The 18415-nt window shown below is 62.4% G+C and carries 16 protein-coding genes and 1 tRNA gene; 16 read left to right on the top strand and 1 reads right to left on the bottom strand.

The features are described from left to right. The first annotated feature begins 3 nt into the window (after window positions 1-3). Genes ACXZ1M_RS03985 through axe2C form a run of 3 tightly spaced genes read left to right on the top strand, consistent with a single transcriptional unit; the run spans window position 4 to window position 4221 of the window. Entirely contained in the window at window positions 4-1326 is a 1323-nt protein-coding gene (locus ACXZ1M_RS03985; RefSeq protein ID WP_459051909.1) for a glycoside hydrolase 5 family protein, read from the top strand. Further along, window positions 1323-3203, top strand: coding sequence for a GDSL-type esterase/lipase family protein (locus tag ACXZ1M_RS03980; RefSeq protein ID WP_459051908.1), 1881 nt, complete (start codon window positions 1323-1325; stop codon window positions 3201-3203). Before ACXZ1M_RS03985 ends, ACXZ1M_RS03980 begins: the two co-directional genes overlap by 4 nt. Window positions 3204-3207: 4 nt before the next feature. Continuing rightward, on the top strand, window positions 3208-4221 hold the full coding sequence (gene axe2C, locus ACXZ1M_RS03975; RefSeq protein WP_459051907.1) for a bifunctional acetylxylan esterase/glucomannan deacetylase AxeC2: 1014 nt from the start codon (window positions 3208-3210) through the stop codon (window positions 4219-4221). A gap of 7 nt (window positions 4222-4228) precedes the next feature. On the opposite strand, the gene ACXZ1M_RS03970 is transcribed toward axe2C, so the two are convergent. Then, window positions 4229-6859, bottom strand: a complete 2631-nt coding sequence (locus ACXZ1M_RS03970) for a TonB-dependent receptor (protein ID WP_459051906.1) — start codon at window positions 6857-6859, stop codon at window positions 4229-4231. Window positions 6860-7063: 204 nt separating this feature from the next. Between ACXZ1M_RS03970 and ACXZ1M_RS03965 the strand changes: the two genes are divergently transcribed. From ACXZ1M_RS03965 to nuoF, 13 genes are all read left to right on the top strand, one after another. Beyond that, on the top strand, window positions 7064-9589 hold the full coding sequence (locus ACXZ1M_RS03965; RefSeq protein ID WP_459051905.1) for a family 20 glycosylhydrolase: 2526 nt from the start codon (window positions 7064-7066) through the stop codon (window positions 9587-9589). Between the two features lie 133 nt (window positions 9590-9722). Further along, the gene (locus ACXZ1M_RS03960; protein ID WP_459051904.1) at window positions 9723-10487 is read left to right on the top strand and encodes a GIN domain-containing protein; all 765 of its coding nucleotides are present in this window, start codon (window positions 9723-9725) and stop codon (window positions 10485-10487) included. Between the two features lie 26 nt (window positions 10488-10513). Next, window positions 10514-11122 carry a tetratricopeptide repeat protein gene (locus ACXZ1M_RS03955; protein ID WP_459051903.1) on the top strand — a complete coding sequence of 203 codons (609 nt, stop codon included), beginning with the start codon at window positions 10514-10516 and terminating at the stop codon, window positions 11120-11122. Window positions 11123-11168: 46 nt separating this feature from the next. Then, window positions 11169-12149 carry an NAD(P)H-quinone oxidoreductase gene (locus ACXZ1M_RS03950; RefSeq protein ID WP_459051902.1) on the top strand — a complete coding sequence of 327 codons (981 nt, stop codon included), beginning with the start codon at window positions 11169-11171 and terminating at the stop codon, window positions 12147-12149. A 126-nt stretch (window positions 12150-12275) separates the two neighbouring features. After that, window positions 12276-13022 (top strand): triose-phosphate isomerase, encoded by a 747-nt coding sequence (gene tpiA / locus ACXZ1M_RS03945; RefSeq protein WP_459051901.1) that lies wholly within the window; start codon window positions 12276-12278, stop codon window positions 13020-13022. Between the two features lie 60 nt (window positions 13023-13082). Continuing rightward, window positions 13083-13475, top strand: coding sequence for a preprotein translocase subunit SecG (gene secG, locus ACXZ1M_RS03940; RefSeq protein WP_459051900.1), 393 nt, complete (start codon window positions 13083-13085; stop codon window positions 13473-13475). A gap of 173 nt (window positions 13476-13648) precedes the next feature. Continuing rightward, window positions 13649-13733: transfer RNA gene (locus ACXZ1M_RS03935), tRNA-Leu, on the top strand. A 160-nt stretch (window positions 13734-13893) separates the two neighbouring features. After that, window positions 13894-14253, top strand: coding sequence for an NADH-quinone oxidoreductase subunit A (locus tag ACXZ1M_RS03930; RefSeq protein WP_072780614.1), 360 nt, complete (start codon window positions 13894-13896; stop codon window positions 14251-14253). A 3-nt stretch (window positions 14254-14256) separates the two neighbouring features. Then, on the top strand, window positions 14257-14733 hold the full coding sequence (locus tag ACXZ1M_RS03925; RefSeq protein WP_008450353.1) for a NuoB/complex I 20 kDa subunit family protein: 477 nt from the start codon (window positions 14257-14259) through the stop codon (window positions 14731-14733). Window positions 14734-14750: 17 nt separating this feature from the next. Further along, window positions 14751-15341: an NADH-quinone oxidoreductase subunit C gene (locus ACXZ1M_RS03920; protein WP_459051899.1), complete on the top strand. Its 591-nt coding sequence runs from the start codon at window positions 14751-14753 to the stop codon at window positions 15339-15341. Window positions 15342-15344: 3 nt separating this feature from the next. After that, a complete protein-coding gene (locus ACXZ1M_RS03915; RefSeq protein ID WP_459051898.1) occupies window positions 15345-16598 on the top strand; it encodes an NADH-quinone oxidoreductase subunit D in 1254 nt (417 codons plus the stop codon). An 18-nt stretch (window positions 16599-16616) separates the two neighbouring features. After that, entirely contained in the window at window positions 16617-17108 is a 492-nt protein-coding gene (gene nuoE, locus ACXZ1M_RS03910; RefSeq protein ID WP_373988024.1) for an NADH-quinone oxidoreductase subunit NuoE, read from the top strand. Then, the gene (gene nuoF, locus ACXZ1M_RS03905) at window positions 17105-18400 is read left to right on the top strand and encodes an NADH-quinone oxidoreductase subunit NuoF (protein WP_373988023.1); all 1296 of its coding nucleotides are present in this window, start codon (window positions 17105-17107) and stop codon (window positions 18398-18400) included. Before nuoE ends, nuoF begins: the two co-directional genes overlap by 4 nt. Window positions 18401-18415 lie beyond the last annotated feature (15 nt).

Genomic DNA, 18415 nt, shown 5'->3' with positions numbered 1-18415 from the left:
AACTTGAAACAACTGTACAAATTCTGCGCCACCGCGCTGATGATCGGCGCATGCGGCATCGTCGCGGCGGCGCCTGCCGCCAAGGGCGACTTCGTCACCGTCAAGAAAACCCACTTCGACCGCAAAGGCAAGGCTTACTACATCGCCGGCGCCAACTTCTGGTACGGCGGCTACCTGGGCGCCGCCAACGGTGTCGGCGAGCGCGCGCGACTGCTCAAAGAGCTGGATAACATGAAGGCCATCGGCATCAACAACCTGCGCGTGCTGGCGGTCTCCGAAAAAACCGAGATGAAAAGCGCCGTCAGCCCGGCCACCACCTCCGCCCCCGGCAAGTACGATGAAGACCTGCTGGTCGGCCTCGACTTCCTGATGGCCGAAGTGGCCAAGCGCGATATGACCGTCGTCCTCTATCTGAACAACTTCTGGCAATGGTCGGGCGGCATGACGCAGTACCTGAACTGGTTCGAAGGCACGCCGGCGCTGGACCCGAACGTGACCAAGGACTACGACACCTATATGCAGAAGACCGCAGGCTTCTACCGCAACGCCGCCGCGCAGGCCGAGTACCGCAAGGTGATCGCCAGCATCGTCAAGCGCGTCAACACCATCACCGGCAAGCCGTATTCCGAAGATGCGCACATCATGTCCTGGCAGCTGGCGAACGAGCCGCGCCCAGGCAACGGCAAGGCCACGCCTGAAGAAAAAGCAGTCTACGTCAAGTGGGTGGACGAAGTGGCCGCCTACATCCATAGCCTGGACAAGAATCACCTGGTCAGCAGCGGCAGCGAAGGCCTGGCCGGTTCCGCGCAGGATCAGCAGCTGTTCCTCGACGCCCACCGCACCAAGAACATCGACTACCTGACCTACCACCTGTGGCCGAAGAACTGGGGCTGGTTCGATTCCAACAACCCGACCGGCAGCTGGGACAACGCCATCGCCAAGAGCCGCGACTACCTGAACTCGCACATCGATTTGGCCAAGCAGTTGGGCAAGCCTATCGTGCTGGAAGAATTTGGCCTGGACCGCGACGGCCCATCGTTCAGCATCAAAGCCACCACCAAGATCCGCGACCGCTTCTACCGCGAAGTGTTCGACATCGTCGCTACCCGCGCCGCCAAGGGCGAGCCTATCGCCGGCTTCAACTTCTGGGCATGGGGCGGCGCCGGCCGCGCGGCCAACGCCGACTACTGGTGGAAACCGGGCAACGACTTCGTCGGCGATCCGCCGCAGGAAGAGCAGGGCCTGTACTCGGTGTTCGATTCCGACGTCAGCTCGCTGCTGCTGATTAAGGAGTATGCCGACCGCCTGAACGCGATCAAGCGATGAAACGCCTGTTGACCCGACTGCTGCTGGTGGCGCTGGCCGCCGGCGGTGCCAGCAGCGCTTACGCCCAGAAGTTCGCCGGCCTGGCCGCCACGCCGCAGATGGGCTGGAACAGCTGGAACACCTTCGCCTGCAACATCAACGAACAGCTGATCCGCGATACCGCCGATTCGATGATCAAGCTGGGATTGAAGGACGCCGGCTACGAGTACGTCAACATCGACGACTGCTGGCACGGCAAGCGTGACAAGGATGGCGTGATCCATCCCGATTCCGAGCGCTTCCCGTCCGGCATGAAGGCGCTGGCCGACTACGTGCACGGCAAGGGCCTCAAGCTGGGCATCTACTCGGACGCCGGCGCCACCACCTGCGGCGGCCGTCCCGGCAGCCGTGGCCACGAGTACCAGGATGCCAAGACCTACGCATCCTGGGGCGTGGACTACGTCAAGTACGACTGGTGCGACACCAAGGGCCTGAACGCCGTCGGCGCCTACACCACCATGCGCGATGCAATCCAGAGCGCCGGCCGGCCGATGTTGTTCAGCATGTGCGAGTGGGGCGACAACAAGCCATGGGAATGGGCCACCGATGTCGGCCACTCGTGGCGCACCACCGGCGACATCTACCCATGCTGGGATTGCGAATTCAGTCACGGCTCGTGGTCGTCGCTGGGCGTGCTGCGCATCCTCGACAAGCAGGCCGGCCTGCGCAAGTTCGCCGGCCCCGGTCACTGGAACGACATGGATATGCTGGAAGTCGGCATGGGCATGACGGAGGACGAGGACCGCGCCCACTTCGCCATCTGGGCGATGATGGCGTCACCGCTCATCCTGGGCAACGACCTGCGCAAGATGCCGGAAGCTACGCGCCGCATCCTCACCAACAAGGACGTCATCGCCATCAACCAGGACAAGGCGGGCATCCAGGCGTGGAAGTTCATGGACGCCGGCAAGCTGGAATACTGGGCCAAGCCCTTGGCGAACAACGAGTGGGCGCTGATGGTGCTCAATCGCGGCGACGAGGCGGCGGTGATCAGCCATGACTGGAAAAAGCACCAGATCAGCGATGACCTGAGCAAGCGCGAGGCCGACTTCAATCAGACGGTTTACGACTGGCGCGATATCTGGGGCGCGAAGAGCGGCGACACCGGCAAGAAGCTGGAAGCCAAGGTGGCGCCGCACAGCGCGCTGCTATTGCGTCTCAAGCCGCAAGCGCCGGATGGCGCTGTGTGCAGCACCACGCCGGAGCCGCGCAAGCTCAATTACCATTGGATGTCGCGCCAACGCTGGCAGCAGATGTTCCAGGAAGATGTGGACGTGGCCGACAAGGGCGGGGTGGACCTGCTGTTCGTCGGCGATTCGATCACGGAAGGCTGGAACGCCGATGTCTGGAACCGCTCCTTCGGCAGCTGGCGCACGGCCAACTTCGGCATCGGCGGCGACCACACGGGCAACCTGCTGTGGCGCCTGCAGAACGGCCACGCGGAGAAGCTGCATCCGAAACTGGTGGTGCTGACGATAGGCGTCAACAACCTCGGTTTCTGCGGCGCGACGCCGAAGCAGGCCTTCGACGGCGTGAAGGCGGTGGTGGCGCAGCTGCGCAAGCTGTATCCGGACAGCCGCATCCTGCTCAACGGTTTGCTGCCTTACGGCGAACTCCCAACCACCCCGACGCGTTTGCAGGTGATTGAGATCAACCGCATGGTGGCGACGCTGGGCGACGGCAAGCAGGTGTTCTATCACGACTACGGCCGCAGCTTCCTGCAACCGAACGGCGACATGTCGGCCGAAGTGATGGGCGACTTCCTGCATCCGACGGCAAAGGGCTACCAGCTGTGGGCCGACGCCATGCTGCCCGACATCCGCAAGTTAATGGAGTAAACATATGACGTGGTTTGCAGCAGCAGTCCTTGCCGCATCCATCGTCGCCGCCGATCCGCACGTCGCCCGTATGGGACGTGCGGATGTTGGTGCTGACGGCGGCGTGCGATTCAGCTATCCCGGCGTGAGCTTCTACCTGAACTTCGAAGGCACGCGCCTGACCGCCACCGCGCAGGCCAGCGGCGATCAAACCTATCTGGACGTGATCGTCGACGGCACACCGCGCAAGCTGCGGCTGGACGCCGGTCGCCAGACGCTGGTGCTGGCGGATGAACTGCCCGCCGGCCGCCACACGGTGGAAATCGTCAACCGCTCCGAAACCTGGCAGGGCAATGCAGCGCTGCTCGGCTTCGATACCGACGGCGCCTGGGCGCCGCCGCCCGCGCTCCCCGAACGCAAGCTGCTCCTGCTGGGCGACTCCGTCACCTGCGGCGCATCGATAGACCGCGTCGCCGGCGAAAAGAGCGGCGCCTCGTGGGCCAACCCGCGCGCCAGTTTCGGCATGCTGATGGCGCAACAGCTCAAGGCTCAGGTGCAACTAGTGTGCTACGGCGGCCGTGGCCTGATCCGCACCTGGGAGGGCAAGACCAATGAACTCAACCTGGCCGACTACTACGGCATGGCGCTGCCCACCCAGCCCGTCGCCACGCCATGGGACCATCGCAGCTACCGCCCGGACGCGATCGTGGTCGCCATCGGCACCAACGACATGACTATCGGGATTCCAGAGCGCGAGCAATATGTGCAAGCCTACGTTTCGCTGGTGCGCACGCTGCTCAAGGACCATCCGCAGGCGCACATCATGCTGACCGAAGGCGGCATCCTGCGCGATGAAAAACAGGGCGCCCTGCGCGGCTATATCGCTGAAACGGTGCGCCGCGTCGATGATCGCCGCGTGCACGCCATCGCGTCCACCGGCTACCCTGGCGATGACCTCGACGGCCATCCGACCAGGGAGCAGAACATCAGTATCGCCGCAGACCTGCTGCCGCAGGTCCGCGCCGTGATGGGATGGTAAGCCGACGTTAGAAGTTGGCGCCGACGCGGAAGCCATACATGCGCGGCTCCACATAGTAGGCGCGCATGAAGCCGCCGAATGCCGAGTCGGTGCTGGTCTTGGCATGTTCGTCGGTGAGGTTGCGGACGTACAGTTCCGCGTGCCACTTGTCATCCGGCGCCTCCAACCGCAGCGACGCATCGCCCATCGCATACGCCTTCTGGTAGCGGCCGATGTGCGCGAAGTCGGAATTGAGCAAATCGAAGTAGGCCTTGTCGCGCCAGTTCACCTTCACGTAGGGAATCAGCTTGTAGCCGTTTTCGAGTCCGAATTCCTGCGAGAAGTTGACGTTGAACTGGTACTTCGGCGTGTTCGGCAGATGGTTGCCTTCAATGTTGGCGAGACGGCGGCCCAGCAGCGTTTTATCCGCGCCGTTGTAGACCGATGGGCAGGCCGGAAGTCCAAGCTCCGTGCGCACTTCGCACTGGTAGTCGTCGCTGTACGAATTGAAGTCATGCACGCTGGTATTGATGTAGGCGAAGCCGCCGCCCAGGCGGCCGCCGCGCCACGGCTTGTAATCCCACTCCAGTTCCAGGCCGGGGATGTTGACCTTGCCAACGTTAATCGTGCGCCAGGTTTCATACACATCGCACTTGGGCTGGTCGGCCGGGCAGGGCAGGCCGTTGTCCGGAATGATCTGGTTGACGAAATAGGTGCCGGTCAGCTGCATACCTTTGTATTTCATGAAGAAGGCGGTGGCCGAAAGGCTCAGGCGATTTTCCAGGAATTTGCCCTTGAAGCCCAGCTCATAGTTGGTCACGGTCTCCGGCTCGTAAGGCAGGAAGGTGACCACGCCCGGCTTGCCGTCCGCGCACTTGTGGTAATTGCAGCTGTCGGTCTTGTCGGCGAAGCCGCCGGCTTTGTAGCCGGTGGAGACCGAACCGTACACCATCTTGTTGTTGTCGATCTGTTTTTGCAGGCCGAGACGCCAGGTGATCTTGTTCCACGTCTGTTTGTGGTCGTTGGAGGTTGGCGAACCATACAAGTGATACGCCGCCACGCTGCCGCCCATGGCCGGCGTCAGGTCGGTGCCGTCGTGGACGTGGAAGCCCGGCGTGCCGGGCGTGCCTTGCGAATACAGGCCGTTGTAGTAGGCGGCGTTGCCGATCCAGTTGGCGCCATATACCTCGCCGCCCTTGTCCTCCTTGCTGTCGACGCTGTAGCGCGCGCCGGCGGTGGCGGTCCACGTCGGCATGAACTGCCAGTCGGCCTGCGCGAAGGCCGCCTTGGCGTCCACCTGGCGGTTCGGCTGGTGATACAGCACGCTGCCGACGTCACCGTAAGGCTTCTGGATGGTGTTGGTGATTTCGTAGTCGATGTTGTTCCGCTCATGCATCCAGAACAGGCCGGCCACGTACTTCACGCTGCCCAGCTGCTGCTTGAGCTGTGCTTCGTGCACGGTCGACAGGTAGCGCGAATCGAGCGTGCGGTGGAAGGAATCCGTCAGCGGCCAGGTGGCCCAGTTGCCGTCCTTCGAATTCGGATAGGCGCCGGTGATCTGGAACGGTGCGGCGTTTTGCAAGCCCTTGTCGTCGTCGGTGATTTCGTTGCGGCGCTGGTCGGCGACCTGGAAGGTGTAGTCGAAGTTGGTGTGGTCGTTGATGTTCCAGTTGACGCCAGTGCGCAAGGTGCGGATCTTCATGTCGATCTGGCCCGGCACGTTGACGTTGATGTCCCATTTGCCCTGGTCGGTGCAGGCGTAGCGCGTTCCCGCGCCGGCTTCGCAATCGCGGAAGGCGGCGCCGCCGGCGCTGGAGTCCTGGAACTCTTCATACGACGCCTTGGCGGTGACGTCGCGGTTGATCTTCAGCAGCGCGCCAAAGCGGCCGGCCCATTGGTCCTGGTTGGTGTAGAAGTCGCTGGCGTCGAGATGGCGGTTGAAGCGCTGGTCCACGTCCGGCTTGCCGTTCGGGACCCAGCCCAGCGCCGGTGCGTTGGCTTCGCTGACGTCGCGCGTCTGGTTGGCGTAACCGTCGCGCCGCACTTTCATGAAGGTGCCGCGCAGGGCCAGCGCGTCGTTGACGGTGATGTTCTGCACCACGCTGACCTGCTTCTTGTTGTAGTTGCCGATATCGAGATCGGCCTTGCCGTAGTTGCCGCTCCAGTCAGGCTTGGCGGGGATGACGTTGACGCTGCCGCCGGTGGAATTGCGGCCGAACAGCGTGCCTTGCGGGCCGCGCAGCACCTCGACCTGTTCGAGGTCGAACATCAGCGCCTGCGCGCCCTGTGGACGCGGCGAGTACATGCCGTCGACGTGGAAGCCGACTGCCGGATCGCCGGTTTCGGTGAAATTGGTGGAGGTGATGCCGCGAATGGTAATCTGTACCGCCGAATCGAGGCCGGTGTTTTCGATCACGACATTCGGCATTTCGCCGCTGAGGTCACGCAGGCTGGTGGCGCCTTTGCGCGTCAATTGGTCCTGGCTCAGCGCCGTGACGGCCAATGGGGTTTTCAGCAGCGAGGTGGAGTAGCGGGTTGCGGTGACCTTCACTTCCGGGATCTGGTCCTGCAGCGTCGTAGCGTTGGTAGTGGTGTCGTCGGTTTGCGCATGGGCGGCCGCGCTTATGCAAGCGCAAGCGCCGGCAACGGCGAGACTCATCAGAGTCTTACTCGTATGGTGAAGCATGTCGTCTCCTGTGTCGTTAGAATTATCGGCAGATGCCAAAACCTGATGCGGCCGCACTCAGGTTGTGGCAATCTGGCTGCCGAGTATTCGCGCCTCACCCAAGCCGGTCAAACGAATCGCGATTTGGCGGCGCAGTTTAATCACGTTTACTAAACGAAGCTGAGAACAGGTTGACTGATGACGAGACAGATAAATTTCAGGGTGAAAGCCATCGCAGCCTGCCTGCTGGCGCTGGGCGTATTGGGTGGCGTCGCCAACGCCGCTACGCCGGCACCGCCGAAAGTGCGCTGGGAAGTGCTGCGCAACGAGTTCGCCACGGCGGACGGCCGCACCAAGGCGCGCCTGAGCGTGACTATGCCGCGCGGCCAGTCGCTGCCGGCGCAGGGCTGGTCGTTGTACTTCAACAGCATGGACGGCGTGGTCACCGGCCCTCTGGACGGCAAGCTGCTGCTGGAGCAGGTGGTCGGCGGCAGCTTGTTCCGCGTGCGTCCCATGCCAGGCTTCAAGGGCCTGCCGTCTGGCCGCACCCTGAACGTCGACTACTACTACCCGAACCTGTTGATCAAGATGTCGCGCGCGCCGGCGGGACCGTATCTGGTCTACGACGCCGCGCCCGACGTGACCTATGCCGTCACCGATTTCCAGTTGCAGTTGCCAACCCGCCCGGAGCAGCTGTGTCGCCCGGCGGGCCAGCATCCGCTGGTGACTACGCAGGACGTCTACCACCGCAACGCGCGCGCCGACGTGCTGCCGGCCGGCGCGCTGCCGCCGGTGTTCCCAACGCCGCTGGAACTGAAGGCAGGCGCCGGCCGCGTGCATCTGGCGCGTCCGCCGCAGGTGATTTCCGGCCCCGGCCTGAAATACGAAACCGCCCTTGCGCGCGCGCTGTTTGCCCGCTACCTGCCGCAGCGCGATGGGCAGGCGGATGCCGGCGGTCCGCCGTTGCCGCTGCGCCTGCGCATCGGCGCGGTGGATGGCCAGTCCTCGCCGGAAGCGTATGAACTGAGCGTGAACACCGATGATGGCATCAACATCACCGGCAACAGCGCGGCCGGCGTGGCGCGCGGCCTGCAATCGCTGCACGACCTTCTGCCGCTGCCGATGCAGGCGACGGGCGCCGCGCACATCGAGCTGCCGGAACTGGAAGTGACCGATGCACCGCGTTTCGCCTATCGCGGCTTCCAGATCGACGTGGCGCGCAATTTCCAGCCCAAGGAAGTGGTGCTCAAGACGCTGGACCTGATGGCGACCTATAAGCTGAACAAGCTGCACTTCCACATCACCGACGATGAAGGCTGGCGGCTGGAGATCGCCGGCCTGCCGGAGCTGACCAGCATCGGCGCGGTGCGCGGCCACAGCACCAGGGAAGGTGTGCGCCTGCCGCCGACCTACGGCTCCGGCCCGCGCAGCGACGATCCGCATGGCAGCGGCTTCTATACCCGCGCCGACTACATCGAGATCCTGCGCTACGCCGCCGCGCGCCACATCGAAGTGATACCGGAGATCGAAATGCCGGGCCACGCGCGCGCCGCCGTCAAGGCCATGGAAGCGCGCCACCAGCGCATGCGCGCGGCCGGCGAGCAGGGCGCGGACAAGTACCTGCTCAACGACTTCGACGACCGCTCGGTGTATCGCTCGCCGCAGGAATACACCGACCACGTGATCAATCCGGGCCTGGAGTCGAGCTACACCTTCATCGAGCATGTGGTGGCGCAGGTGGCCGATATGCACCGCGAAGCCGGTGTGCCGATGAAGACCATGCACATGGGCGGCGACGAACTCCCCCATGGCGCGTGGGAGAAGTCGCCGGTCAGCCGCGCCCTGATGGAGCGTGAGAAGCTGGCCAGCGTCGCCGACCTGTGGGACTACTTCTACAACCGCGTCGACGGTATCCTGCGCAAGCAAGGCATGTTCGCCTCCGGCTGGGAGGAGATGGGCGCGCGCCGTTCCACGAAGGAGGGTGCGCAGCAGTTGCCGAATCCGCGCTTCACGCAGCGCGGCTTCAGTCTCTACTTCTGGAACAACACGCCCGGCAACGAGGACTTCGCCTACCGCCTGGCCAATGCCGGCTACGACATCGTGCTGGCGCCGGTCACCAATATGTACCTGGACATGGCGGCCAATCCCAATCCCGAGGAGCCGGGCGTGAACTGGGGCGCCTACGTGGAGCTGGATACTGTGTACGACTTCAAGCCGCTCGGTGGAACCGACGCCGGTCTCACCGACGCCGGCCGCCGCCGCATACGCGGGCTGGAGGCCACGCTGTTCGCCGAAACCATCCGCGACACCAGCCGTCTCGATTACCTGATGATGCCGCGCCTGCTGGCGGTGGCGGAACGCGCCTGGGCCGCCGACCCGGCCTGGGCGCAGGAAACCGACACCGCGCGCGCCGTCGTGCTGCACCGCGCCGCCTGGTCCGGTTTCGTCAACGCGCTAGGACAGCGGGTGCTGCCACGCCTGGACCTTGAACGCGGTGATGTGCGCTACCGCATCGCGCCGCCCGGCATGGTGCTGGAGGGCGGCAAGGTGCTGGTCAACCACATGCTGCCCGGCCTGACTCTGCGCTACACCACCGACGGCAGCCTGCCCACCGTCCGCAGCAAGGCCGTCACCGGGCCGATCGCCGCCAAGGGAGTGATCCAGGCCGCCGCCTTCGACCGCACCGGCCGTTCCGGGTTGGTGGCGCGCATCGTCAATCGCTGACCATCCACCGCCAGCCGTCCTTTCCCGCTTTTCGCGCGTCCAGCCCCCGATTTGTGCATTTCGTCGCAATCCGGGGCGGGCGCGCGCCTGCGCGGGGGTATGATTGCCGCAACATCATCTGAGGATTCACCCTATGAAGAAGCTGCTCCAACTCGGCCTGCTGTTTGCTGCTTTCTGCGCTTTGTTCGGCCGCGCGGCCGCCGCCGAGGACAATGAAACGCGCTCGATCGCCATCGACGCCCGCGTGGTGCGCGTCAAGCTGGATGGCGTTATCGACGTCAAGCTGCGCCAGGGCGATGTCGCCTCGCTGCGCCTGATCGGTGAAAAACGCTACCTGGACAAGCTGACCGCCTCGCAAAGCGGCGACACCCTGCACCTGGAAACCGAGGGGCGCGGCGTGAAAGTAGGGCGCTCAGGCACCCGCGCCGAGCTGGTGCTGCCTAACCTGCGCCAAGTGGTGTCCGAAGGCGTGGGCTCGACCGAAATCAACGGTTTCAGCGGCGACGAACTTGAGCTGACCATGGACGGCGCCGGCACCATGAAAGTGGTCTGCGACTACCGGATCGTGCGCGCCAACCTGGGCGGCGTCGGCAGCATGAACCTGTGGGTCAGCGAGAACGAGCAGGTCGACCTGGACCTGCGCGGCGCCGGCTACATCACGCTGGGCGGGCGCAGCAAGATGCTGAAGGCCAGCCTGGGCGGCGTCGGCGGCCTGAACGCGCAGCAGTTCAACGCCGAGTCCGTGAACGTGGACTTGAGTGGCCTGGGCAACGCCACCGTCAAGGCCAACGCCAACGCCACCCTGAACCTCAGCGGCCTGGGCTCGGTCATAGTGTATGGCAAGCCCTTGAACCGCAACGTCAGCGTGGACGGCCTGGGCAAAGTCAGCTGGAAGTAACAACACACCTAATATTAGAACGCGATATGAAAAAATTCATACTAGCGATCGCCCTCGCACTAGGCTGGCAACAAGCCGCGATGGCAGGATTCGCCGAAGGGGCGACCGCGTACAACAGCAAGAACTACGCGGTGGCGTTAAAAGAAATACGGCCGCTGGCGCAAGCCGGCAATGCTGATGCCCAGCATCTGCTGGGCTTGATGTATTACATGGGCCGGGGCGTGCCGCAGGATTACAAGACGGCGCTGGAATGGCATCGCAAGGCCGCGCTCAAGGGCAAGGCCGACGCGCAGTACGTGGTGGGCGCCATGTATTACACCGGCAATGCGGTGATCCAGGATCACAAGCAGGCGGTATCGTGGTTCCGCAAGGCGGCCGAGCAGGGCCATCCGGACGCGCAGCAGGTGCTGGGGCTGATGTACCGCTATCACATTGGCGGCATGCCGCAGGATAATGTGATCGCCTACATGCTGTGGAACCTGGCGGCGGCCAATGGCTCGGTGAATGCGGCCGAGCAGCGTTCGCAAGTGGTTAAAACCATGACTTCGGAGCAGATCGAGGAAGGACAGGCTTTGTCGGCCGCCTGGAAGCCGAATACGCCGCTGCCGCAAAAGTCGCGCACGGGCGGCGGCTAAATCCCGCTTGGCGTAAAATCGCCCTTTCTCTATAGAGGGCGAGACCATGCGCGCAATCGAAATCACCCACCCCGGCCCGGCCGATGTCCTGAAACTGTGCGAACGCCCGATGCCGGTGGTCAAAGCCGGCGAAGTGCTGATTAAAGTGCACGCCGCCGGCGTCAACCGCCCCGACGTGTTCCAGCGCATGGGCAATTACGCGCCGCCGCCGGGCGCTTCCGACATCCCCGGCCTGGAAGTCGCCGGCGAGATCGTCGACGGCGATCTCGACTACACCACCCTCGATATCGGCGACCAGGTCTGCGCTTTGGTGCAGGGCGGGGGCTATGCCGAGTACGTTGTTGCACCCATACAGCAGGTTTTACCGGTGCCAAAAGGCTGGTCTTTGCTCGAAGCGGCGACAATTCCGGAAAATTACTTCACAGTCTGGAGCAACGTTTTCGACCGCGCCAAACTGGTCGGCGGCGAGACCTTGCTGGTCCAGGGCGGCAGCTCCGGCATCGGCGTCACGGCCATCCAATTGGCCTCGGCGATGGGCCACCGCGTGTTTGCCACCGCCGGTTCCGACGACAAGGTGGCGGCCTGCGTGGCGCTCGGCGCCGAGCGCGGCATCAACTATAAAACCGAGGATTTCGCCGTCATCGTCAAGTCGCTCACCAACGACCGCGGCGTCGATGTGATTCTCGACATGGTGGCCGGAGACTACCTGCCACGCGAGGTTTCCTGCCTGGCGGACGATGGTCGCATCGCCATCATCGCCACCCTGGGCGGCGCCAAAGCCACGCTGGACATGGGCCAGGTGCTGCGCCGCCGCCTGACCGTGACCGGCTCGACGTTGCGTCCGCGCTCGGCCGATTTCAAGGGCGCCATCGCGCGCCAGCTGAAGGAACGCGTGTGGCCGATGATGGCCGAGCGCAAACTCAAGCCGGTGATCCACACCGTCTTCCCGCTGGAACAGGCCGCCGCCGCGCATGCGCTCATGGAGAGCAGTTCCCACGTCGGAAAAATCATGTTGCAGGTGATCTAAGCGCGGTTTCGTTGTAAAATGCGTAGTAAATTTACGGTTTTGTTGAGCCGGGGATTCCCTTTGCCTGTTTGACCGTGCTTCTTGGCGCGCGGTAAAATGGCGAGTTAATCAATCCTTGGGCTCACTATGCGTCGCAAACTCGTCATCGGCAACTGGAAAATGAACGGCAGCCGCGCCGCCAACACGGCACTGCTGTCCGGGATCGTCGCCGGCCTGAACGACTTTGGCGCCGACTGCGCCGTCTGCGTGCCGGCGCCGTATCTGGCGCAAGCTCAGGCGGAACTGGCGGGAACGTCGGTGGCCTGGGGCGGACAAGATGTGTCCGTCCACGCCAGCGGCGCCTATACTGGTGAGGTGTCGGCAGCGATGCTGCAGGACTTCGGTTCGACCTATGTGTTGTGCGGCCACTCCGAGCGCCGTGCTTATCACCAGGAGAGCAGCGAGCTGGTGGCACAGAAGGCCGTGGCCGCGCTGGCCGCCGGCCTGGCGCCGGTGGTGTGCTTCGGCGAAACGCTGGTGCAACGCGAAGCAGGGCAGACCGAAGATGTGATCTGTGCCCAGCTGCAAGCCGTGCTGGATGTGATCGCGGATGAAGACGTGAGTAAGCTGGTACTGGCCTATGAACCGGTATGGGCGATCGGCACGGGCAAAACTGCAACACCGCAAATTGCCCAGGATGCGCACCATTTCCTGCGTACTTGTGTAGCAAAGAAACATGCCGCTGCGGCGGCGGGTGTGCAGATCCTCTACGGCGGCAGCATGAAGCCGGAGAATGCGAAAGAATTGATGGCCCAGCCGGATATCGACGGTGGTCTGATCGGCGGGGCAGCATTAAAGGCGGTAGATTTTCTCGGGATTATCCAGGCCGTATAGAAGTAAAAACACGCAGTAGAAACAAAACGATACAAAACTTTTATTTTGAAATGGAATAACATGAGCAGCTTGTTCAATCTGGTTATCGTAGTGCAGGTGGTTTCGGCAATCGCCATTATCGGCCTGGTGTTGCTGCAACATGGCAAAGGCGCCGACATGGGCGCGGCCTTCGGCTCGGGCGCCTCGGGCAGCCTGTTCGGCGCCACGGGCTCCTCGAACTTCATGTCCAAGTCCACCGGCGTGGCGGCGGCGATCTTCTTCAGCGCCACCCTGGCCCTGGCCTACATCACCACCCACCAGGCCAACAACGTCAGCGGCGGCGTGATGGACAAAGCCGTGCCGGCAGCGCCTGTAGCCCCTGCGGCACCGGCCGCAGCCCCTGCGACCGCCCCTGCGACACCGGCTGCTTCGGCGCCAGCAAGCGTTCCGCCTGCAAACTCCATCCCAAAGTAATATAATAATGAAGTAAATTTGTCGTTGTTGATAATTTTTTAAGTTGTTTGCTCATTGTTTTGGCAGTATCGTAGCGATTGCAAAAATAGTTAAAGAATTATCGAGTTTCTTCTTGTTTTGACGCAATACGGGATTAACAACCGCGTGAAAACGAAGTAAAATAACGGCCTTATGCCGACGTGGTGAAATTGGTAGACACGCTATCTTGAGGGGGTAGTGGCGCAAGCTGTACGAGTTCGAGTCTCGTCGTCGGCACCAGAATATAGGCCAGCAAGGGTGGTACCAAGCTGGCTTTTTTACGAGGATGTGTCGTTCGATCCTGGTCTAAGCAGTAATACGATTGGGGCGAACGTTAAGCGCACCGCAAAGCACCGCGGCGTGTCCTTTCAACTGACCGTTCAACATAAGCTCATCAATCGTGAACCTCGAAAATTATCTCCCCGTTCTCTTGTTCATCCTCGTCGGTCTCGGCGTAGGTATCGCTCCGCAGGTGCTGGGCCACATCCTGGGCCCCAAGAAGCCTGACGCAGCCAAGCTCTCCCCATATGAATGCGGCTTCGAAGCCTTCGAAGACGCGCGCATGAAATTCGACGTACGTTACTACCTCGTCGCAATTCTCTTTATTTTGTTCGATCTGGAAACGGCATTCTTCTTCCCGTGGGGCGTATCCATGCGCGAACTGGGCTGGCAGGGTTTCGTGACGATGATGGTGTTCATCGCCGAATTCGTGGTCGGTTTTTGGTATATCTGGAAGAAAGGTGCCCTTGATTGGGAATAAGCCATGGCTATTGAAGGCGTATTAAACGAAGGTTTCATCACCACCTCGGCCGACAAGCTGATCAACTGGGCGCGCACGGGTTCGATGTTCCCGATGACGTTCGGTCTGGCCTGCTGCGCGGTCGAAATGATGCACGTGGGCGCTGCCCGTTACGACATGGACCGCTTCGGCGTGGTGTTCCGTCCATCGCCGCGTCAATCCGACGTGATGATCGTGGCCGGCACGCTGTGCAACAAGATGGCCCCGGCACTGCGCAAGGTCTACGATCAGATGCCGGAGCCGCGCTGGGTCATCTCGATGGGTTCGTGCGCCAACGGCGGCGGCTACTATCACTATTCCTACTCCGTGGTTCGCGGCTGCGACCGCATCGTGCCGGTCGACGTGTACGTGCCAGGCTGTCCTCCAACTGCTGAAGCCCTGTTGTACGGCATCATGCAGCTGCAGAACAAGATCAAGCGCACCAACACGATTGCACGCTAACGGAGGCGCTACACACAATGACTACTCATCTGGAAAAACTCCAAACCGCCCTCGGCACTGCCCTGGGCGATCGCGTTACTACGGTGCTGGCCCTCGGTGAATTGACTCTGACCGTCAAGCCCGCCGACTACTACAGCGTGATGCAGACCCTGCGCGACGATGCCACCCTCGGCTTCGACCAGGCCATCGACCTGTGCGGCGTGGACTATCTGAACTACGGCGACGGCGCCTGGGACGGCCAGCGTTTCGCCGTCGTGGTGCACCTGCTGTCGGTCAAGCACAACTGGCGCGTCCGCGTGCGCGCGTTCTGCGCCGACGACGACATGCCGCTGCTGCCGTCGCTGACGCCGCTGTGGCGCGCCGTCAACTGGTACGAGCGCGAAGCCTTCGACATGTACGGCATCCTGTTCGAGAACCACAACGACTTGCGCCGCATCCTGACCGACTACGGTTTCATCGGCCACCCGTTCCGCAAAGACTTCCCGGTGTCGGGTTACGTCGAAATGCGCTACGACCCCGAGCAGAAGCGCGTGATCTACCAGCCGGTCACCATCGAGCCGCGTGAAAACGTGCCGCGCGTGATCCGCGAAGAAAATTACGGGAAGTAAAAAATGGCTGAAATTAAGAACTACACCCTGAACTTCGGTCCGCAACACCCGGCCGCGCACGGCGTGCTGCGCCTGGTGCTGGAGCTGGACGGCGAGGTGATCCAGCGTGCCGACCCGCACATCGGCCTGCTGCACCGCGGCACCGAGAAGCTGGCGGAACAGAAGACCTACCTGCAGTCGGTGCCGTACATGGACCGCCTGGACTACGTGTCGATGATGTGCAACGAGCACGCCTATGTCATGGCCATCGAAAAGATGCTGGGCATCGACGTGCCGCTGCGCGCGCAATACATCCGCGTGATGTTCGACGAGATGACCCGTATCCTGAACCACCTGATGTGGCTGGGCGCGCACGCGCTCGACGTCGGTGCCATGGGTCCGTTCCTGTACTGCTTCCGCGACCGCGAAGACCTGTTCGACTGCTACGAAGCGGTGTCGGGCGCGCGCATGCACGCGGCCTACTACCGTCCGGGCGGCGTCTACCGCGACCTGCCGGACGCGATGCCGCAGCACAAGCCGTCGATCATCCGTTCGGCCAAGGCCGTCGACAACCTGAACAAGGATCGCCAGGGTTCGATGCTGGACTTCGTCGAAGCGTTCACCAACCGTTTCCCGACCTATGTCGACGAATACGAAACGCTGCTGACCGACAACCGCATCTGGAAACAGCGTACCGTCGGCATCGGCGTGGTATCGCCGGAAGATGCGCTGGCCATGGGCTTCACCGGCGCCATGCTGCGCGGTTCGGGCATCCAGTGGGACTTGCGCAAGCACCAGCCGTACGAAGTGTACGACCTGATGGACTTCGACATCCCGATCGGCACCAACGGCGACTGCTACGACCGTTACCTGGTGCGCGTGGAAGAACTGCGCCAGTCGAACAAGATCATCAAGCAGTGCGTGGAATGGCTGCGCAACAACCCGGGTCCGGTCATGACCAGCAACCGCAAGGTGGCGCCGCCATCGCGCGTGGACATGAAGACCAATATGGAATCGCTGATCCACCACTTCAAGCTGTTCACCGAAGGCTTCCACGTGCCGCCAGGCGAAGCCTACGCAGCGGTGGAACACCCGAAAGGCGAGTTCGGCGTCTACATCGTGTCGGACGGCGCCAACAAGCCGTACCGCGTGAAACTGCGCGCGCCGGACTATGCGCACCTGCAGTCGCTGGACGAAATGGCGCGTGGCCACATGATTGCCGACGCCGTCACCATCATTGGTACGCAGGACATCGTGTTCGGCAGTATTGACCGCTAAGTGCGAGAGGCAAAAAGAATGTTGTTATCTGAGCAGTGCTACAAAAAAATCGATCGCGAGCTGGCCAAGTACCCAGACGATCAGCGCCAATCGGCCGTGATGGCCGCGCTGGCGCACGCCCAGGTCGAACTGGGCTGGATCTCGCCTGACACCATGCAGGAATTGGCCGACTACATCCGCATGCCGGCCATCGCCGTGCAGGAAGTCGCGACTTTCTACAATATGTACAACCTGAAGCCGATCGGCAAGCACAAGATCACCGTGTGCACCAATCTGCCTTGCGCCCTGTCGGGCGGCGAGCGCGCGGCGCACCACCTGAAACAGAAGCTGGGCATCGACTACCGTGGCACCACGGAAGACGGCGAGTTCACGCTGATGGAAGGCGAGTGCATGGGCGCCTGCGGCGACGCACCGGTGCTGCTGGTGAATAACCACCGCATGTGCAGCTTCATGTCCAACGACAAAATCGACACCCTGGTCGAGGAACTTAGTGGGAACAACGCGAAATGACGTCACTCCACAACCGACACATTGATCCAGTCATCCTGGCCGGCCTCGACGGCGAAAACTGGCACCTCGAAGATTACGTAAAACGCGGCGGCTACAGCGCCCTGCGCCGTATCATCGAAGAGAAGATCACCCCGGAACAGATCATCGCCGACCTGAAAGCGTCGTCGCTGCGCGGCCGTGGCGGCGCGGGTTTCCCGACCGGCCTGAAGTGGAGCTTCATGCCGCGCCAGTTCCCAGGCCAGAAGTACCTCGTCTGCAATACAGATGAGGGCGAGCCGGGCACTTTCAAGGACCGCGACATCATTCGCTACAATCCGCATTCGCTGATCGAAGGCATGGCCATCGGCGCGTACGCGATGGGCATCACCGTGGGTTACAACTACATCCACGGCGAGATCTTCGAGGAATACCTGCGTTTCGAAGAAGCGCTGGAAGAGGCGCGCGCCGCCGGTTTCCTGGGCAATAACATTATGGGCAGCGAGTTCAGCTTCCAGCTGCACGCGCACCACGGTTATGGCGCCTACATCTGCGGCGAAGAGACCGCGCTGCTGGAATCGCTGGAAGGCAAAAAAGGCCAGCCGCGCTTCAAGCCGCCGTTCCCGGCGTCGTTCGGCCTGTACGGCAAGCCGACCACCATCAACAACACCGAGACCTTCGCCGCCGTCCCGTTCATCCTGAACATGGGCCCGGAGAAGTACCTGGCGATCGGCCGTCCGAACAACGGCGGCTCGAAGATCTTCTCGATCTCGGGCGACGTCGAGCGTCCAGGCAACTACGAAGTCCCGCTGGGCACGCCGTTCGCCAAACTGCTGGAACTGGCAGGCGGCATGCGCGGCGGCAAAAAGATCAAGGCTGTGATTCCCGGCGGTTCCTCGTCGCCGGTGATTCGCGGCGAGATCATGATGCAAACCGACCTCGACTACGATTCGATCGCCAAGGCCGGTTCGATGCTGGGTTCGGGCGCGGTCATCGTCATGGACGAGACGCGCTGCATGGTCAAGGCCATGGAACGCCTGGCCTACTTCTACTTTGAAGAATCGTGCGGCCAGTGCACCCCATGCCGTGAAGGCACCGGCTGGATGTACCGCATGATCCATCGCATCGAAAACGGTCAGGGCCGTCCGTCGGATCTGGACGTGCTGAACTCGGTTTGCGACAACATCCAGGGCCGCACGATTTGCGCGCTGGGCGACGCGGCGGCGATGCCGATGCGTGCGTTCATCAAGCAATTCCGCGAAGAATTTGAACATCATATCGAGCACAAGCAATGCTGCGTGCCCGCTTATATCTAAGCTGCGTCAGGTAAC

The sequence above is a fragment of the Duganella paludis genome, assembly GCF_054461335.1.
This window is presented reverse-complemented; position numbering and strand designations above follow the sequence as displayed.